The 17,068-nt window shown below is 46.3% G+C and carries 21 protein-coding genes; 15 read left to right on the plus strand and 6 right to left on the minus strand.

The window, feature by feature from the left end:
* Positions 1 to 2: 2 nt before the first annotated feature.
* From lptB to kdsA, 5 genes are read right to left on the minus strand one after another with little or no spacing between them, the layout of a single operon-like run.
* A complete protein-coding gene (lptB, locus tag DESPODRAFT_RS05510; RefSeq protein WP_004072000.1) occupies positions 3 to 725 on the minus strand; it encodes an LPS export ABC transporter ATP-binding protein in 723 nt (240 codons plus the stop codon).
* Positions 726 to 1,280, minus strand: a complete 555-nt coding sequence (locus DESPODRAFT_RS05515) for an LptA/OstA family protein (RefSeq protein ID WP_004072002.1) — start codon at positions 1,278 to 1,280, stop codon at positions 726 to 728.
* Positions 1,249 to 1,836, minus strand: a complete 588-nt coding sequence (lptC, locus tag DESPODRAFT_RS05520) for an LPS export ABC transporter periplasmic protein LptC (RefSeq protein WP_004072004.1) — start codon at positions 1,834 to 1,836, stop codon at positions 1,249 to 1,251. The genes DESPODRAFT_RS05515 and lptC overlap by 32 nt, the downstream gene beginning before the upstream one ends.
* Entirely contained in the window at positions 1,833 to 2,348 is a 516-nt protein-coding gene (locus DESPODRAFT_RS05525; RefSeq protein WP_004072006.1) for a KdsC family phosphatase, read from the minus strand. The genes lptC and DESPODRAFT_RS05525 overlap by 4 nt, the downstream gene beginning before the upstream one ends.
* Positions 2,345 to 3,166, minus strand: coding sequence for a 3-deoxy-8-phosphooctulonate synthase (gene kdsA, locus DESPODRAFT_RS05530; protein WP_004072007.1), 822 nt, complete (start codon positions 3,164 to 3,166; stop codon positions 2,345 to 2,347). Before kdsA ends, DESPODRAFT_RS05525 begins: the two co-directional genes overlap by 4 nt.
* 178 nt (positions 3,167 to 3,344) lie before the next feature.
* Here kdsA and DESPODRAFT_RS05535 point away from each other — a divergent pair, with 178 nt between their 5' ends.
* From DESPODRAFT_RS05535 to DESPODRAFT_RS05605, 14 genes are all read left to right on the plus strand, one after another.
* A complete protein-coding gene (locus DESPODRAFT_RS05535) occupies positions 3,345 to 4,724 on the plus strand; it encodes a M23 family metallopeptidase (protein ID WP_004072008.1) in 1,380 nt (459 codons plus the stop codon).
* Positions 4,725 to 4,762: 38 nt separating this feature from the next.
* Positions 4,763 to 5,926, plus strand: coding sequence for a homocysteine biosynthesis protein (locus tag DESPODRAFT_RS05540; RefSeq protein ID WP_004072009.1), 1,164 nt, complete (start codon positions 4,763 to 4,765; stop codon positions 5,924 to 5,926).
* Between the two features lie 17 nt (positions 5,927 to 5,943).
* Positions 5,944 to 6,564 carry a signal peptidase I gene (gene lepB, locus DESPODRAFT_RS05545; protein WP_004072010.1) on the plus strand — a complete coding sequence of 207 codons (621 nt, stop codon included), beginning with the start codon at positions 5,944 to 5,946 and terminating at the stop codon, positions 6,562 to 6,564.
* Positions 6,565 to 6,576: 12 nt separating this feature from the next.
* Positions 6,577 to 7,518: an aspartate carbamoyltransferase catalytic subunit gene (locus DESPODRAFT_RS05550; protein ID WP_004072011.1), complete on the plus strand. Its 942-nt coding sequence runs from the start codon at positions 6,577 to 6,579 to the stop codon at positions 7,516 to 7,518.
* Complete coding sequence (locus DESPODRAFT_RS05555; RefSeq protein WP_004072012.1) at positions 7,502 to 8,800, plus strand: dihydroorotase; 1,299 nt, start codon at positions 7,502 to 7,504, stop codon at positions 8,798 to 8,800. The genes DESPODRAFT_RS05550 and DESPODRAFT_RS05555 overlap by 17 nt, the downstream gene beginning before the upstream one ends.
* 104 nt (positions 8,801 to 8,904) lie before the next feature.
* Positions 8,905 to 9,234, plus strand: a complete 330-nt coding sequence (locus tag DESPODRAFT_RS05560; protein ID WP_004072013.1) for a DUF4258 domain-containing protein — start codon at positions 8,905 to 8,907, stop codon at positions 9,232 to 9,234.
* Entirely contained in the window at positions 9,231 to 9,446 is a 216-nt protein-coding gene (locus tag DESPODRAFT_RS05565) for a hypothetical protein (protein ID WP_004072014.1), read from the plus strand. The genes DESPODRAFT_RS05560 and DESPODRAFT_RS05565 overlap by 4 nt, the downstream gene beginning before the upstream one ends.
* A gap of 153 nt (positions 9,447 to 9,599) precedes the next feature.
* The gene (locus tag DESPODRAFT_RS05570) at positions 9,600 to 11,021 is read left to right on the plus strand and encodes a sigma-54-dependent transcriptional regulator (protein WP_004072015.1); all 1,422 of its coding nucleotides are present in this window, start codon (positions 9,600 to 9,602) and stop codon (positions 11,019 to 11,021) included.
* 249 nt (positions 11,022 to 11,270) lie between these two features.
* Positions 11,271 to 11,921 carry a type IV pilin protein gene (locus DESPODRAFT_RS21430; RefSeq protein WP_004072016.1) on the plus strand — a complete coding sequence of 217 codons (651 nt, stop codon included), beginning with the start codon at positions 11,271 to 11,273 and terminating at the stop codon, positions 11,919 to 11,921.
* A gap of 87 nt (positions 11,922 to 12,008) precedes the next feature.
* Complete coding sequence (locus DESPODRAFT_RS05585) at positions 12,009 to 12,755, plus strand: ABC transporter ATP-binding protein (RefSeq protein ID WP_004072018.1); 747 nt, start codon at positions 12,009 to 12,011, stop codon at positions 12,753 to 12,755.
* The gene (locus DESPODRAFT_RS05590) at positions 12,739 to 13,554 is read left to right on the plus strand and encodes an ABC transporter permease (protein WP_004072019.1); all 816 of its coding nucleotides are present in this window, start codon (positions 12,739 to 12,741) and stop codon (positions 13,552 to 13,554) included. The genes DESPODRAFT_RS05585 and DESPODRAFT_RS05590 overlap by 17 nt, the downstream gene beginning before the upstream one ends.
* A 116-nt stretch (positions 13,555 to 13,670) precedes the next feature.
* A complete protein-coding gene (locus DESPODRAFT_RS05595) occupies positions 13,671 to 14,429 on the plus strand; it encodes a tetratricopeptide repeat protein (RefSeq protein WP_157488420.1) in 759 nt (252 codons plus the stop codon).
* A gap of 241 nt (positions 14,430 to 14,670) precedes the next feature.
* Positions 14,671 to 15,453 carry a type IV toxin-antitoxin system AbiEi family antitoxin domain-containing protein gene (locus DESPODRAFT_RS05600; RefSeq protein ID WP_004072021.1) on the plus strand — a complete coding sequence of 261 codons (783 nt, stop codon included), beginning with the start codon at positions 14,671 to 14,673 and terminating at the stop codon, positions 15,451 to 15,453.
* Positions 15,434 to 16,345 carry a nucleotidyl transferase AbiEii/AbiGii toxin family protein gene (locus tag DESPODRAFT_RS05605; protein WP_004072022.1) on the plus strand — a complete coding sequence of 304 codons (912 nt, stop codon included), beginning with the start codon at positions 15,434 to 15,436 and terminating at the stop codon, positions 16,343 to 16,345. The genes DESPODRAFT_RS05600 and DESPODRAFT_RS05605 overlap by 20 nt, the downstream gene beginning before the upstream one ends.
* Before the next feature lie 24 nt (positions 16,346 to 16,369).
* On the opposite strand, the gene DESPODRAFT_RS21690 is transcribed toward DESPODRAFT_RS05605, so the two are convergent.
* Entirely contained in the window at positions 16,370 to 16,708 is a 339-nt protein-coding gene (locus DESPODRAFT_RS21690) for a transposase (RefSeq protein ID WP_083843547.1), read from the minus strand.
* Positions 16,709 to 16,756: 48 nt separating this feature from the next.
* Between DESPODRAFT_RS21690 and DESPODRAFT_RS05615 the strand changes: the two genes are divergently transcribed.
* Positions 16,757 to 16,990 carry a type II toxin-antitoxin system Phd/YefM family antitoxin gene (locus DESPODRAFT_RS05615; RefSeq protein ID WP_004072023.1) on the plus strand — a complete coding sequence of 78 codons (234 nt, stop codon included), beginning with the start codon at positions 16,757 to 16,759 and terminating at the stop codon, positions 16,988 to 16,990.
* The last annotated feature ends 78 nt before the right edge of the window (positions 16,991 to 17,068 follow it).

Genomic DNA, 17,068 nt, shown 5'->3' on the forward strand with positions numbered 1-17,068 from the left:
GATTAAAGTCTAAAATTGTCTCCCAGGTAAATGCGTTTGGCTACTTTGCTTGAAATAATTTTTTCGGGAGGGCCTGATTCCATAACCATACCCTGGCTCATAATATAAGCTGTGTTGCATACGCCTAATGTTTCCCTGACATTGTGATCGGAAATCAATATTCCGATGCCTTTGTCGGTAAGCTGGGAAATGATTTGCTGGATATCAATAACAGCCAAAGGATCAATGCCGGCAAAGGGTTCGTCCAGTAGGATGAACAAGGGGTCTGTGGCAAGAACCCTTGAAATTTCCAGACGGCGCTTTTCTCCACCGGACAGGGAAGTCGCCTTTTGTCCGGCCAAGGCCAGTATCCCAAGTTCTTCCATCAGGGTTTCGGCTTTCCGGTTGATGTCAGCGACTTTTTTGTCAATAACCTCCAGAATGGCCGTTATATTTTCCCTGACAGTCAGTTTTTTAAATATAGAGGTCTCCTGGGGCAGGTAACCAATGCCCTTTCTGGCCCTGACATACATGGGGTAGCGGGTTATATCCTCCCCGTCAAGATGGACCGTGCCTTTGTCCGGCCGGATCATGCCCACGGTCATATAAAAGGTCGTGGTCTTTCCGGCACCGTTGGGTCCTAGAAGCCCGGTGACCTGACCCTGGTCAACGGTCAGGCTGACCTGATTCACCACGGTTTTACCGCCATAGGTCTTTACAAGTTTTTCCAGTACCAGTCGGCTCATTTATAAAGAACCATCCTGATCTTCGGCATCAAAAAATGCTTCAACCCTGTTTTTTTCGGTACTTTCCACAACCACCCGGTCCTGGGCCTTAAACAGGGTTATTTTTTTGCCGGAGATCCAGCTTTTTCCCGTAAGCAGACGGGCTTTTTCCCCTGTGAGCACCAGTATTTCATCTGCGGTGTCATAATCCGCCTGATCCGAGAACGCTTTGCGCTCCCCTTCGGTATATTCCACATTCCCCGTGGCAAGAATCCGTTTGACGTTTGATTGGCCTTCCTTTTTGGTTTTTGAAGTATGAAAAAATACTTTGATCGAATTTGCTAAAAGCACACTGTCCGCCCGAATCGCTTTGACGTTTCCGATAAATTCCACCATGGATTGGTTTTTGTCGGCGACCATTTTATCCGAAGTAATTTTCAGGTCTGTCGGCGGCTGTTTTTTCTCAGCAGTTGCGTTCTGCTGGGCTGCAAAGGATACCTGTGCAAAAAGAGACGACAGCACCAGCAACAAAACCAGAGAAATATTATAAGCTATTGGTATTCTGACTATTTTCACTAAATTGTCCTTCTACGTGTCCTTCTAAGATGATCAGATCCTGGTTTAGCCGGATCTCCATGCTGTCAGCTTTTATCACGGAGTCTACGTCATCAAATGTAACCCTTGAATCAGAGCGTATTATATGCGGTTTTTTGGCATAATGCAATGTTTCACTTGTCAGGGTGTATTGCTGATACCGGATAGTAACATTCTCTGATAAGATCATGTCATGGGTACTGGTGTCGAGTTCTCCCCGGGTTGCTGTAAGGTGAACTTGTACATTTTGCTTTGTGTAAAAAATAATGTCCACATCTTCAAGGACCGCTTTTTTCGGGTCTTTGAGCAGGGTGGCGCTGGATGCTTTGAGCTTCCATTCGGTAATTCCGTTTTTTTTGGAAATCTGCTCAAGGGCGTTAAGTTTAAGTGCAGCCTTGTCATCCAGCTCAATATTTTCAAGCTTGATAGGCGTGGTGAGCAGGTGGTTGATGTAATAATAAGCACCGACGCCAACAAGAATGAGGCCTAAAAGCACAGCCAGGGGCAGTATCAGGTTCTTTTTGCCGACGCTTTTCATGACAAAAATCTTGAAACGGACTTTTCCCAAAGCCCTTTGGCTTTGAGAATGGCTTCACAAGCCTGGCGGACAGCACCTTTTCCCCCGGGCAGATCCGTAATCATATCTGCCCGGGTTTTAACTTCAGCAGGGGCGTCGGCCACTGTAAAGGCAAATCCGGCCCGGGTCATGGCGGGCAGGTCTATCAGGTCATCTCCCATGAATGCAATATGTGCGGTGTTGATTTGAGTGTTTGCGGATATGGATTCCAATGCCTTGGCCTTGTCCTTGGTACCGTCAACAACCAGGGTGATGCCCAGATTGTCGCACCGGTGGCGCAGGGCCCCGGAGATCCTTGCCGTGACAATCCCCACCTCAACGCCTGCCTCCATGAGCAGGCGAATACCTAGACCGTCTTTGACATTAAAGCTTTTGATCTGTTCACCTGTGTCTGTATAGGTAATGCTGCCGTCGGTGAGGACCCCGTCCACGTCTAAAAGCAGCAGCCGGATATCTGCCAATGGTGTTGTCATAGAGACGGTCCTGCAACTTTTCTGATATTAACCAGATGGGTCAAAAGATTTTTCATTTGACTTAAGGGGATGGAGTTCGGTCCGTCGCACAAGGCTTTGTCCGGATCGGGGTGGGTTTCCATGAACAGGCCGTGGGCACCGCAGACCACTGCGGCCCTTGCAAGGGGTGCTACAAACTGTCTTTCCCCTGCCGATGCATTGCCGCTGCCGCCGGGAAGCTGCACACTGTGGGTGGCATCAAAAATTACGGGCAGGCCCAATTCCCGTAGAATCTGTATGGATCTGAAATCCACCACAAGGTTGTTATATCCGAAACAAGTACCGCGTTCCGTGATCGCAATGTCACGGTTCCCTGTAGATTCGGCTTTCTCAACGATATTCCGGCAATCGGCCGGTGCAAGGAACTGCCCTTTTTTAATATTTACAGGTTTACCTGTCCTGCAGGCGGCCAAAATCAGGTCTGTCTGTCGGCATAAAAATGCAGGGATCTGTATAATATCAAGTACTCGTGCAGATTTTTCCGCCTGGTCAGGCAAGTGAATGTCCGAAAGAACAGGGATGTTCAGTTCTGTTTTGATCTGTTTTAGGATTTCAAGGCCGCGTTCGGGGCCGGGACCTCTGAATGACTGAACCGAAGTGCGGTTTGCTTTGTCATAGGATGCTTTGAAAATATAAGGAATACCTAAGTCGCTTGTGACCTGTTTCAGGTATTTTGCAATGCCAAGGCTTGTGTCTAAATCCTCTATAACACAGGGTCCGGCAATGAGAAAAAAACGATCTGGATTGTTATGGGTCAGGTCAAAAAAAAAGTTTGTCATAGAGCTTATCCTTCAAACAAAAAAAAACAAATGATGATAGCCCTAATTATTATTCGTCCGGGTAAATGTCAAGGTGGATCAGTGCCGGGGAAAATTCCTTGATAAGAAAGGCGTTTGCTGATATCCTAAATTCGTTTTTAATGTGGTCGTCTAACTTCTTGAAAAATAAGGTTGTTTGATGAAAAGGACACTGTTTCTGATTGTATTTCTGGCAATTGTCGTGCCTGTGGGCTGGGTTCTGTTTTGCAAATATGAGGGCGATCTCCCCCAAGCTGATATCAGTTTGCCCTCCCGGTATCTGAAACAATCCTATGAAATAAACATGACCGCAACGGATAAAGGGGCCGGTTTGAGGCATGTCACTGTTTCCATAGTGCAAAAAGATAATGAAAAAGTCCTTTTGGATAAATCTTATCCACCCGCTTCCATTCTCTCTTTGTTCAGTGATAATGCAATCGTGTCAGATACCTTTGTGATTCCCGTTGAGACGGGTAAATACGGGATGAGCGACGGCCAGGCCGTTATCCGGATTGTTGTAACGGATTATGCCTGGCGTAAATGGACCAAAGGCAACCGCTTTTACGAAGAGCGGCCGGTGATCATTGATACGGTGCCGCCCCGATTCCAGGTTTTAACCTCCCAGCATAATGTGTCCAAGGGCGGGGTCGGCCTTGTGATTTACAAACTTGATGAAGAAAATGTTCAAAGCGGCGTCAGGGTAGGGGAGAATTTTTTTCCCGGATATTCCGGTGTATTTAATGACCCTATGGTAATTACAGCCCTCTTTGCTCTGTCCCACACCCAGGGACCTGATACCCGTATTTTGGTAGAAGCCCGGGATCCTGCCGGAAATGAGACCAAGCGCGGATTTTATCATTACATTAAAGATAAGACCTTCAGGTCGGACACCCTGAACATCTCAGACGGTTTTCTGGAATTCAAAATGCCGGACTTTGACTTAGGCCCCCTGGAAGCGCAATTTTTGACCGAACAGAATCCTTTGCTGGCAAAATTTTTATATATTAACGAAACCCTTCGCCGACAGAATGTGGAAACCGTACTTAAAGTGCCTTCGGATACCCGTACCGAGTTGATGTGGCAAGATCGTTTCAACCGCCTTTCCGGGGCTGCAAACCGGGCACAGTTCGCAGATAAACGCACATACAAATACAATGGAAAGGTTGTCAGTCATTCTACCCATCTGGGTATTGACCTGGCCTCTACATCCAATGCGCCGGTGGGGGCGACCAACAATGGACGGATCATCATGGCGGAAAATGTCGGTATTTTCGGAAATACCGTTATCATTGACCACGGGCTTGGTCTTGCCAGCCTTTATGCCCATTTAAGCCAGATGAGCGTGGCCAAAGGCGATATGGTCAAAAAGGATGATATCATTGGCCGAACCGGCCTGACCGGGCTTGCCGGAGGCGATCATCTGCATTTTTCCATGATGCTTCACAATGTGTTTATCAACCCCGTGGAGTGGTGGGATCCGGTCTGGATAACAAACAACATCACCTCAAAAATTGAGTCTGTTAAAGCGCAGATTCAGTAAACGTATAACCTTTAAAGACAATCAGGACAATTTAAATCATGAGTACCTGTCAGGTGAATAAGACCTACGAAGAGATAAACGCCAAGATTGCGGCTGGAGAGGCTGTGGTGGTGACGGCGGAAGAGATTATTGATATCGCGGCAAAAGAAGGGGTTGTGGAAGCGGCCCGCAAAGTGGATGTGGTGACCACCGGGACCTTTGCGCCCATGTGTTCATCCGGGGCGTTTATAAATATCGGCCAGTCCTCGCCTGTGATTCGCACGACCAAAACCTGGTTCAACAATGTACCGGCCTATTCGGCCATTGCAGCGGTGGACTGCTATCTGGGGGCCACGGCTGTTTGTGAAGAAGATCCCTTGAATAAATATCACCCGGGTGAGTTCAATTACGGGGGCGGGCATGTCATTCAGGATCTTGTGGCCGGTAAACAGGTACACGTGAAGGCGGAAAGTTACGGTACCGATTGTTATCCCAATCTTGCAATTGAGAAAACGGTCACCTTAAAGGATTTGCCCAATGCCATCCTGTGTAACCCGAGAAATGCATATCAGAACTATAATTGCGCCATCAACCGCTCGGACAAGACAAAGTACACATACATGGGCACCCTTAAACCAAATATGGCCAATGCCAACTATTCCACTTCCGGTTGTTTGAGCCCTTTGTTCAACGATCCCTATTTGAAAACCATCGGGTTGGGTACAAGGATTTTCCTGGGCGGCGCCCAGGGATACGTGACCTGGACCGGTACCCAGCATAAAAAAGATGTGGACAGAGGCCTGAACGGCGTGCCCTTGAGCGGGGCCGGGACCTTATCCGTTATCGGGGACCTTAAGCAGATGTCTCCCGAGTGGCTGGTGGGGCAGAGCATCCGCGGCTATGGGGTGTCGCTGTCTGTGGGGCTTGGCATCCCCATTCCCATTTTAAATGAAGAGATCCTCAAATATACGTCAGTTTCTGATGAAGAGATTTTTACACAAATCATCGACTACGGATATGATTACCCCAAAGGCATCTCCAAGTCTTACGGTCAGGTCAGTTATGCCGAGCTTAAAAGCGGCACCATCATGATCAAGGGGGAACCCGTTCCCACGGTGCCTTTATCCAGTATGGTCAAGGCAAGAAAGATTGCCCAGATTCTGAAAACCGAAATCCAGAAATCCAGATTTTATATCGGGGTCCCCCAGCATCTGTTCTGCTGATAAGAGATTAAAAAATAATGACTAAAAAAAAGAAAAACGCCTGGCGGGAGAATATTGAAGCGATTCTCATTGCCGTTGTGATTGCTCTGTTTATCCGTGCCTTTATTGTCCAGGCCTTTAAGATCCCTTCGGGTTCAATGCTTGAGACGCTTCAGATCGGAGATCAGATTCTTGTCAATAAATTTATTTACGGGGTGAAAATTCCTTTTACCGACGGAAAAACCCTGATCCCGGTGAAAAATCCCCAGCACAATGACATTGTGGTGTTCAAATATCCGGAAGATCCGTCCAAGGATTATATCAAGCGGGTTGTTGCCGTTGCAGGCGACACCCTGGAAATTGTGAATAAAAAGCTGTATGTCAATGATAAAGTTGTCACTGACCAGCCCTGGGCCCAGTACAAGGATTTTCGGATTCTGCCGGGTCAGATTACCACCCGGGATAACTTAAGAAAAATCATCGTGCCTGCCAACAAGCTTTTTGTCATGGGAGACAACCGGGACAACAGCCATGACTCGCGGTTCTGGGGTTTTGTGGATTTAAGTGAAGTGCGGGGCGAAGCCATGATTATTTACTGGTCCTGGGACAAGGCCCATTTCAGCGTCCGTTTTAACCGGATCGGCACGTTGCTGTTTTAAGGAATACTACATATGCGGTTTGAAAAAAAAGATATTCTGGATATTGATTCCCTGAGCCGTGAGGAGATCACGTATATCCTGGACACTGCCCGGGGGATGAAGGAGATCTCCCAGCGGGCCGTTAAAAAAGTGCCCACCCTCCGCGGCAAAACCATTGTGCTTTTTTTCCAGGAGCCGTCAACCCGGACCAAGATCTCTTTTGAGTTGGCCGGCAAGCGTCTTTCTGCAGACACGGTGGCCATATCCAAGTCCTCCTCCAGCATTGTCAAGGGGGAAACGTTAAGGGATACGGTCAGGACCCTTGAGTCCATGAAGCCTGATATCATCGTGATGCGCCATTCATCTTCGGGCGCGGCGAGCCAGGTGGCGAAGTGGGTGCAATGCTCGGTTATCAACGCCGGAGACGGTACCCATGCCCATCCCTCCCAGGCCCTTTTGGACATGATGACGATCCAGGAGGAAAAAGGCGGGTTTGAGGGGTTAAGGGTTTCCATTGTCGGCGATATTTCCCATTCCAGGGTGGCCCGGTCTAATATAGTCGGTTTATCCAGAATGGGGGCTCATGTAACCATCTGTGCGCCAGGGACCATGATTCCCGTGGGCATTGAACATATGGGATGTACCGTGGCCAGGGATATGGACGCGTGTGTGGCAGATGCAGATGTGGTCATGATGCTCAGGATTCAAAAGGAGCGCCAGGGGGGCAGCCTGCTTTTTCCAAGTGAGCGCGAATATGCGGCACTTTACGGGCTGAATCAGACACGATTGGCCCTGGCGGCAAAGGATGCTCTGATCATGCACCCGGGGCCGTTGAACCGGGGCGTTGAGATTTCAACCCTGGTGGCGGATGGGGAACAATCCGTCATTCTGGACCAGGTGACCAATGGGGTGGCCCTTCGCATGGCTCTTTTTTATCTGGTGGCAGGAGGCAGTAGAAATGCAGATTCAAATTAAAGGCGTCCGGGTCGTTGATCCGGGCAACATTGAAGGTATAAGGGATATCAGTATAAAAGACGGCCTGTTTGAGGCGGTGTCGGAACCGGGACAGTTGCCGGAAGTTGCCAAAGATGCCAGCGATGTCAAAGTGATTGACGGCCAGGGCCTGATTGCCGTGCCGGGGCTTATAGATGTGCATGTGCATTTGCGCGAGCCCGGCCAGGAATATAAAGAGACCATAGAGACGGGATTAAAGGCTGCCGCTGCCGGAGGGATCACCGCGGTCTGTGCCATGCCCAATACCAAACCCGTGAACGACAATGCCCAGGTTACCGCCTTTATCCTCTCCCAGGCCAAAAAGGCAAATGCCTCCAGGGTATATCCGGTGGGGGCCATTTCCAGAAATCTTGAAGGAGAAAAGCTCAACGATATTGCGGATATGAAAAAAGCCGGGATCCGGGCCGTGACCGATGACGGTATGCCGGTAACCGATTCCCAGCTCATGAGGCGGACCCTGGAATACTGCAAATCCTTAGAATTGCCTGTGCTTGTTCACGCTGAAGACAAGCGGCTTGCCGATGGCGGAGCCATGAACGAAGGTCTGCCTGCCACGGTGATGGGGATAAAAGGGATTCCCAATGCTGCTGAATCCGTCATGGTGATGCGGGATATTGCCCTGGCTGAACTGACGGGCGCCAGGGTGCATTTCTGCCACATGAGTACGGCCCAGTCCATTGAGGCCATCCGTGCGGCCAAGGCAAAGGGGCTGCCGGTCACCTGTGAAACCGCTCCCCATTATTTCACCCTCACGGATGCGGATATGCCTGCCTATGACACCAATTTCAAGATGAATCCGCCATTGCGCAGTGAAAAGGACCGGGCAGCCATTATTGAGGGGCTGACCGACGGCACCATTGACATGATTGCCACGGACCATGCCCCCCATGCCGAGGATGAAAAACAGGTGGAATTCGACCTTGCCGCATTCGGTATTGTGGGTCTTGAAACCTCCTTGGGGCTAAGCCTGGCGCTTGTGGCCCAGGGCCATTTGACCCTGGCGCAGCTGGTGCAAAAAATGGCTAAAGCCCCGGCAGATCTCATGGGGATCAACAACGATATTGTACCGGGAAATCCGGCAGATCTCACCCTGATTAATATGGATGCCGACTGGATTGTCGATCCAAATTTGTTTGTCAGCAAAGGACGCAATACGCCTTTTGCCGGTCGCAGGCTTACGGGTGCGGCTGTTTTGACCATTGTTGGCGGTCGGATTGTTTATAAAAGGGGTTCAATGTCATAAAGTTAAGATGCTTTCAAATTAAAACCACGAAGTTCACGAAGAACACGAAGTATATTGCGCTAATATCTTCGTGAACTTCGTGTTGTTGAAGGAATTATGTTATAATGGAAATAAGCAAGACACTTGAGCAGATTATGGCTTTGGTCAAGCATAGAGAAGTGATGATATCAGACCATGGATATGATGAGCTTGCTGAAGATGCAATTTCTGTGAATGATATTATATCAGGTGTCGCTAACGGAATAGTCGTTGAAGATTATCCCGATTATTTTAAGGGATCTTGTGTTTTGGTTTTACAAAAAGACCGTCAAGGTAATCCCATCCATGCAGTATGGGGAATACCTAAAGGTTCTTCATCGCCTGCTGTTTTAGTTACTGCATACAGACCAGATCCAAATAGGTGGTCAAATGATTTGATGAGGAGAAAACAATGAAAAAAAGAGATCATCAAAAATTAATTCATGAAGGACAGTATGTAGCTAAGGTTAACATTGAGCTGATTGATACTGACGATGGTTGGTCACCCTATTTGTCACTTGATGACGCATTAAAGTTGGACGATGTTCGCGATGCTCTAAGAAGAGGGGATGTAAAAACCGCCACTCAACTTGCAGATGTTTTTATCCTTACCCCTGTAGCTGTTTAATCATGGTGGAGAATCATTTGATAGCAATTTCCGAAAGAGAATTTATCGATAATGACTTCAAATCCTTGGAGGTGGTTTTACGTTCGCACATCAAGCCCGAAAAAGCATTTTAACTTTATGACATTGATCAGGGACTAACCCAGGATAGAACTCATGGCAGACGCACACAGCATTCTGGTGGTGGATGATGAACTGAGCATGCGCCAGTTCCTGGAGATGCTTTTGTCCCAAAAAGGGTATCAGGTCACGCTTGCCAAAAACGGCAAGCAGGCCCTGGGCAGTATTAAGCAGAAAAAATACGATCTGGTGCTCACCGATATCCGTTTAGGCGACATTACGGGCCTGGATGTGTTGCGGGCCGTGAAAAAGGAGCACCCGGATACCGTGGTGATCATGATTTCCGCCTACTCTACAACGGAAATCGCTGTGGAGGCAATGAACGAGGGGGCTTACGATTTTGTGCCCAAGCCCTTTGATAATGATGAACTTTGCGCCACCATTGCCAAGTCCCTGGCCCTTTTGACCCTGGAGCAGGAAAAGGCGTACCGGTCAACTGAACTTAAAAGCCATCTGCATTTTAACCGTATCATCGGCAACAGCCCGGGCATGCAGGCGATTTACCAGCGGATCCGCCAGATCAGCCCCACCAGGACCAATGTCCTGGTCACCGGTGAAAGCGGGACAGGCAAGGAGCTTATCGCCCGGGCCATCCACGATAACTCTGAGCGCAAAGATAAGCCCTTTGTGGTGGTCAACTGCGGCGGGATTCCGGAGACGCTCATGGAGAGCGAATTTTTCGGTCATGTTAAAGGATCATTTACAGGGGCTGTGGCAGACAAACAGGGATTGTTTGAGGCGGCCAATACCGGCACTATTTTTTTGGATGAAATCGGGGAACTGTCCACATTTCTGCAGGTAAAACTCTTGCGTGCCGTCCAGGAAACCCGGTTCAAGCCCGTGGGCGGCACCCGGGAAATTGATGTGGATGTCAGGATTATCTCTGCTACCAATAAAAAGCTGGAGCAGGAGGTCATTGACGGCAATTTCAGGGAAGATCTGTTTTTCCGGCTTAACGTCATACCCATCAAAGTGCCGCCGTTGCGCGATAGAAAAGGGGATGTTGAATTGCTTGCAGCCCATTTCGTGGAGAAATACTCGAAAAAATTGGGCAAGGATATTGTAAAGCTGTCGTCCTATGCCATTGATTTTTTGAACCGGTATTCCTTCCCCGGCAATGTCAGGGAGCTTGAAAACCTGATCGAGCGCTCTGTTGCACTCTCTTCAACCAATATCATTCTGCCCGAAAGCCTGACTATCTCCTCGCATAAACGTCGGCGCTGGATAGAGGGCATTCAGAATAATCGCTATGACCTGGAAGATGTGGTGTCCGGTGTGGATCTGGACAAAATCATGTCCGACATCGAAGGCGCATATGTCAAAAAAGCCATGGAAGTTTGCCAGGGTAATAAAAGCAAAGCAGCCGAGCTTTTAAATTTAAGCTTAAGATCTTTCAGGTATCGCCTGGACAAAACCATGCCGGACAAAAACGAGTCCGGGGATAGTGATGCGGAGTAAGGGAGTCAGGATTGACATTTTTTGTCAATCGGATTATCTTTTTTGTTAAATTTCAGCGAAAAATCGTTTTTAATGCCTGATGGTATTTTAGTTCGTTAAAATAAATCCTTTTTAAATTAAGCGGTTGTAAATAAATATAAGTTTTTTTTGTTCTGGCACTCCTGTTGCAATAATCATTGTCATTAATGATTAATGAAAATGAAAAAAAGTTTGTCACATCATTTAACTTAAAAAAAGGAGAGTAAAAAAATGACAAAACTTATCAGAAACAACCAGAAAGGTTTTACCCTGATTGAGTTGATGATTGTCGTCGCCATCATCGGAATTCTTGCCGCAATTGCAGTGCCCCAGTTCGCATCATATAGAATGAGGTCCTATAATGCCGCTGCAAAGGCGGTTGTTCACAACCTGAAGGCCGATAGTGCAAATCTCAATTCCGAACTTGGCGTGTACGGGCATACAGAGGCAGCAGCCGCGGCATTAAATGCTGGTGATGCAGGTGCTGGCGCAGCAGATTCAGTTGCAGATACTGGTCTGATCGCTGCAGCAACATCCGGAGCAGCTGGTGCAAGGCTGGCTGGAACCACCAATGATGATGCAAGATCGCTCGCAGTGGGTATTTCCATTGGCGCCAACATGATTGCCGATGTCCAAGATGTCAACGATGTAAATGATCAATCTACCTACCATGCCTTTGCAAGGCATTTCAAGGGGGACACTGCCTACGCCATTGATGAAGAGGTTGAAAATGTGCTGTGCAGCGTTTCAGATGCAACTACCTGGCCCAATAATGCAGGTCTTGGCGCGACTGCTATTGCACCGGCAATTAATGGTGGTGACGACATTAATGGTCAAGTCGGTGGAGGCAATCCTACAGGTAACTGGACAAGGGTTAGATAAGACAATATAACTTAAAATCAATGCAACTAAAGATCTTCCCCCTTTTCAAGGCAAAAAGGGGGAAGATTTATATTTAAAAGATCTATAATGATACGTTTCAGTCATATCAATAAATCCTTTCACGCCGGATTTAAGCATTATCCGGTCCTGTTCGATATCTCCCTTAAGGTAAAAGAGGGGGAGATATTCGGTTTCCTTGGTCCCAATGGAGCAGGCAAAAGCACATCTATTAAATTGCTCCTGGGCTTTCTCCGTCCCGACTCCGGGAAAATTTTTATCAACGATCTTCAGGTCGGAAAAGATACCATCCAGAATCATATCGGTTACCTTCCCGAAATTCCATGCTTTTACGAGAATCTGACCGGCCTTGAGACGCTTCTTTTTGCCGGAAGATCTTCGGGCATCAAAGGGGTGTCCCTGAAGAACAATGCCATTCACATACTAAAAAAATTGGATCTTGAGTCAGGAAAAGACAAACGGATAAAGGCATATTCAAAGGGCATGAAACAGCGTCTCGGCCTTGCCATGACCCTTATCCATGATCCCGGGATTTTCATTCTTGATGAGCCCATGAGCGGCCTTGACCCCTTGGGGCGTCGACTGATAACCGATGTTATTCTGGAATTGAAAGAGCGAGGGAAAACTGTCTTTTTCAGTTCCCATATTCTAAGTGATATTGAAAAATTATGCGACGGAATCGGCATTCTGAATAAAGGGCGTCTCCTTTATAACGGTTCAGTCTACGGTCTCATGGACTCAAATTCCGATATCTCCAGTATAGAAGATTCATTCATCCGAATGATTGGAAATGATAACAATGCGAACGCTTTATAAAATTTGGCTTGTCACCTGGATCACCTTTGTGGATTGTCTTAGAAATAAAGCCCTTTACGGCATTTTATTCATGGGGGTGATTCTGTTTTCCGCAAACATTATCTTTACAGGAATGTTCTCCTGGGAACCGGGTAAAGTAGCGGTGGACATGGGGCTTTCGACCATCTCTTTTGCAGGTTTAATAGTTGTTTTTTTTCTGTGCATGACCATGCTGGCCGGAGATTTTGAAAAAAAAACCATTTACCTGATCCTTGCAAGACCCATTACCAGGACCCATTATGTTCTAGGTAAATTTACCGGACTGGGTCTGATAGTCCTGATTTCAAGTACCATCCTGGGAATATGCGCCGTATGTTCAATCTCAATTTCCACCCTTGCCATGGGAGTACCCATAGCTAATAATTTTTCATGGGGAATGTTCACTTTATCCGTATTTTTTCAGACCCTTTCCCTGCTGGTGCTACTGGCTTTGGCTTTTCTGTGGACAATGCTTACCTCTAATCAATTCACGGCCATGATTCTTACCCTGATGAGTTATTTTGTCGGGCAGAACATGGAAAATGTTAAAAATATAATGACTTCCACCAAGCTTTTAAGCCCCGATTCCCCATCACTCAAGGCCATGGAATTTGCATCCTGGATATTTCCTAATCTGGCACTATTTGATATCAAAACAACCATTGCCCACGGACTATCCTTGGGATTTGGTGAGATGACAAAAATTGTCCTTTACGGTTTCTTTTACGCAAGCATCTGTCTTTGTTTAAATATCATTATTTTTCAAAAACGTGAAATTTAAAGGTTATTGTGAAAAATCTGAAAAATTTGAATAATTATGTATTTTTTTTCTGTCTATTTGTTTTTGCAACAGGTTTTGCTCTGTGCAACGCTGAAATAAAAAAAGATCGAAAAAACTTGAATGCTACTTATTCCTTTCAGACTATCCCCATTCCGGCAAAAGCCATCCCTTTTTTGGCTGGTGAATTTAAAGGAATTGTTGCAGATAATCTCTTGTTACAAATGAATTCGTTTATCGGAAGCGGACACTCTATCACAAAAAAACAGTGGAAGGATATCTGCCGGGGATTTGAACAGGTTATGGAATTAGATCCCTACTTTGAGCAAACATATCTCCAGGCCCAGGCCTTTCTTTCCTGGGAGGCCCGCATGCCCAAAGCCGCCATTGCTATCCTTGAAAAATCAAGTGTAAAAAGGCCTTGGGATTGGCGACCAGGCTATTATATCGGATTTGATCATTACTATTTTTTGGACGACTATGACAAGGCGTCAGAAATTTTTTTAAAGACTTCACAGATAAAAGATGCTCCCGTTCTGATTGCCCTTCTTGGCAGTCGCTTTGCCGTTAAGGGGAAACGAATTGAGGCCTCTCTGGAAGTTCTTGAACAGATGAAACAAAATCCTGGTTTAACGAAAAATGCCCAAAAAGAGATAGAAAACAGAATTATTGCTCTGACCGGAATCAGGATCATTGAAAAGGCACTTGATCGATATAAGGCGGTATATCATTATTATCCCCTATCACTGGATATGCTTGTAACAAAAGGCATTCTTCAAACACTGCCTGTAAATCCATATTCCGTTTCCTATGGATACAGTCCTGGAACCGGAAAAATAGTATTCGATCACCATTCAAAGGAGGTAGTCAAACCTTGATTATTAGACATTATAAATTAAATGTGTCGGTGATCAGCAAAATATCCATTCTGACTTCTTGGATTTTAAAAAACATCGAAATGATTGACTCCCGCATACCAAAAGATGAGAATATGAGTATCAGAAATATATCAAATTTTTTTTGAATAGGTCTGCCCAATGTCGATTGAAGTTAAATAAATGGTTTGAAATTTATCCTCGATGCATATATAAACTATGCATGAAGATGTAATTATAAACCATGCCGCCTGAAAATACAAAAAATCTTGAGCAATCCCTCCCTGATGGGCAAGTAGTGAGTCGCACCTGGTTAAAGGAGCGGGGGTTTAGTCGGCCCAGGGTAGATTATGCCTTACGGGCAGGTAAGCTCGTGGCCTTAAGTCGTGGTATATACAGACGTCCAGGGCCTCCTCTTAAATGGGAGCATGTGGTCTTTTCGCTGAATGAAATGGGATATGATGTACATGTGGGCGGTCGCAGTGCGCTTGAATTGCAAGGCTTAGCTCATTATCTGCCGCTGGGTGATACACAACGTATTCGTCTATACAGCACTGTAAAAATACCAAGTTGGACGCGCATTTTTACAGATTCTTTCGAATTTGAAATTCATAATAAAAAACTGTTTGAAGAACTTCCCAAGCCTGGGTTGATCACCCGGCCTTTTGGTTCCTGGGATTGGCCGATTCCATTTAGTACTCCGGAACTTGCCTTGCTTGAATTATTGGCGGATGTGCGGGACATTGCTGATTTTTTAACAGCGGATACATTTTTTGAAAGCGCCGTCAATTTAAGACCGAAACTGCTTGTTAAGTTGCTGACATGCTGCAAGCAGGTAAAGGCAAAAAGACTATTTTTATGGTTTAGTGATCGCCATGATCATGCTTGGCTGAAAGAGCTGGAAACCAAGAGTATAGATTTAGGCCGGGGTAAGCGCATGCTTGTCAAAAGCGGTGTTTTTGATGCTGCTTATCAGATAACGATTCCCAAACAGATGGTCAAAGAAGATGAAAACTCCCTATTCTGACCAAGTGCGCCTGCTCGTGAATCTTTTGCCTATTGTGGAAAAGCAAACCTGTTTTGCCTTAAAAGGCGGCACAGCTATAAATCTGTTTGTAAGAGACATGCCGCGCTTATCTGTGGATATTGACCTGGCCTATCTGCCGGTAGAGGGCCGAGATCAAAGCCTTGAGGGAATTGATGGGGCGCTTGGTAATATCATTGAGGAAATTAAAAAACGAATCCCGCGAGCCCGGGTAACGGAAATGAAGCTGAAAGGTACAGATAATCGGTATAAACTGTTAGTGCAACAAGGTGTAACCCATGTCAAAATTGAAGTAACTCCGGTGCTGCGGGGTAGCGTCTACCCGCCCCAAACACGCCGAGTGTCAGACAATGCCGAAAAAGCTTTTGGCTTTGCCAGTATGACGTTGCTGAGTTTTGAAGATCTTTTTGCCGGAAAAATTTGTGCAACCTTAGACCGGCAGCACCCTCGTGATCTATATGATACCTACTGGCTGCTGCAGCATGAGGGGATTACGCAGTCTTTAAAAAATGCGTTCATGGTCTATCTCATAGGGCATAACCGGCCCATGGCTGAACTTTTAGCGCCCAAATCCCAAGATATTTCTCCGATGTACAGAACAGAGTTTGATGGCATGGCATATGAACCATTAGACCTTGAGCGATTACAGGATACTTTGCCGGAACTGGTTGTTCAAATTCATAAAGCCCTGAATGATGATGACAGAATTTTTTTGCTGGATCTTAAACAGGGAAATGCGGATTGGCAAAAATTTCCACTGCCCCAGGCGCAGATTTTACCTGCTATCCAGTGGAAACTGCTAAACCTGGAGCGGATGCCCCCGGACAAACGCCGCAAAGCAGCTCACAAACTGGAAAAGGTATTGTTTGGATGACTGTTGTGGTGGGGTTAAAACGTTCTACCACACGATGCGTACCCGATATCGCATTGAGACTGATATTGGCAATTTTGGTGTGATTGCTCTCATCAAGTTGGACTTGATTTCAACGACGTAATTTAATTTCAAACGCTTTAACCCTTTAATAAAGGGCTCAACGCCAAACCATGAATCAGTCAAAATCGTACATTTAGGAAATCCATTGTCAATTATCCATTTCAGCATTTCAGTCGCCAGTTCATTTTTGGTTTTATGCACGATATCTTTGCCTCGACGCCACGGCATGCGACTTTTCTTTTGTGGTCGGACCAGGCAGAAAAAATGGAAGATTTTTATTTGCAAACGTTGACAAGCACGCATCAATAAAATAGCCTAATCTTAGCCTGTTTTAATAAAAGAAGAGCAATCATGCCCCAAGTTAATATACACCAAGCAAAAACACAGTTTTCAAAATTAATTGTATCTGTTGAAAACGGGGAAGAAATTATTATAGCCCGCCATGGTAAGCCTGTCGCAAAACTTGTGCCGATATCAAAAGATATCAGCCCCCGCAGACCGGGCTCAGCCAAAGGGAAATTCAAGGTTCCTTCTGATTTTTTTGAGCCGCTTCCACAAGATATCCTTAAAGCGTTTGAACAGTGAAATTCCTTTTGGCCACCCACACTTTTTTATGGTAGATTACCGATGATGCCCAATTATCATCCGCTGCTTTTGATGTTA

Source organism: Desulfobacter postgatei 2ac9, from assembly GCF_000233695.2.
In the GTDB taxonomy this organism is placed as follows: domain Bacteria; phylum Desulfobacterota; class Desulfobacteria; order Desulfobacterales; family Desulfobacteraceae; genus Desulfobacter; species Desulfobacter postgatei.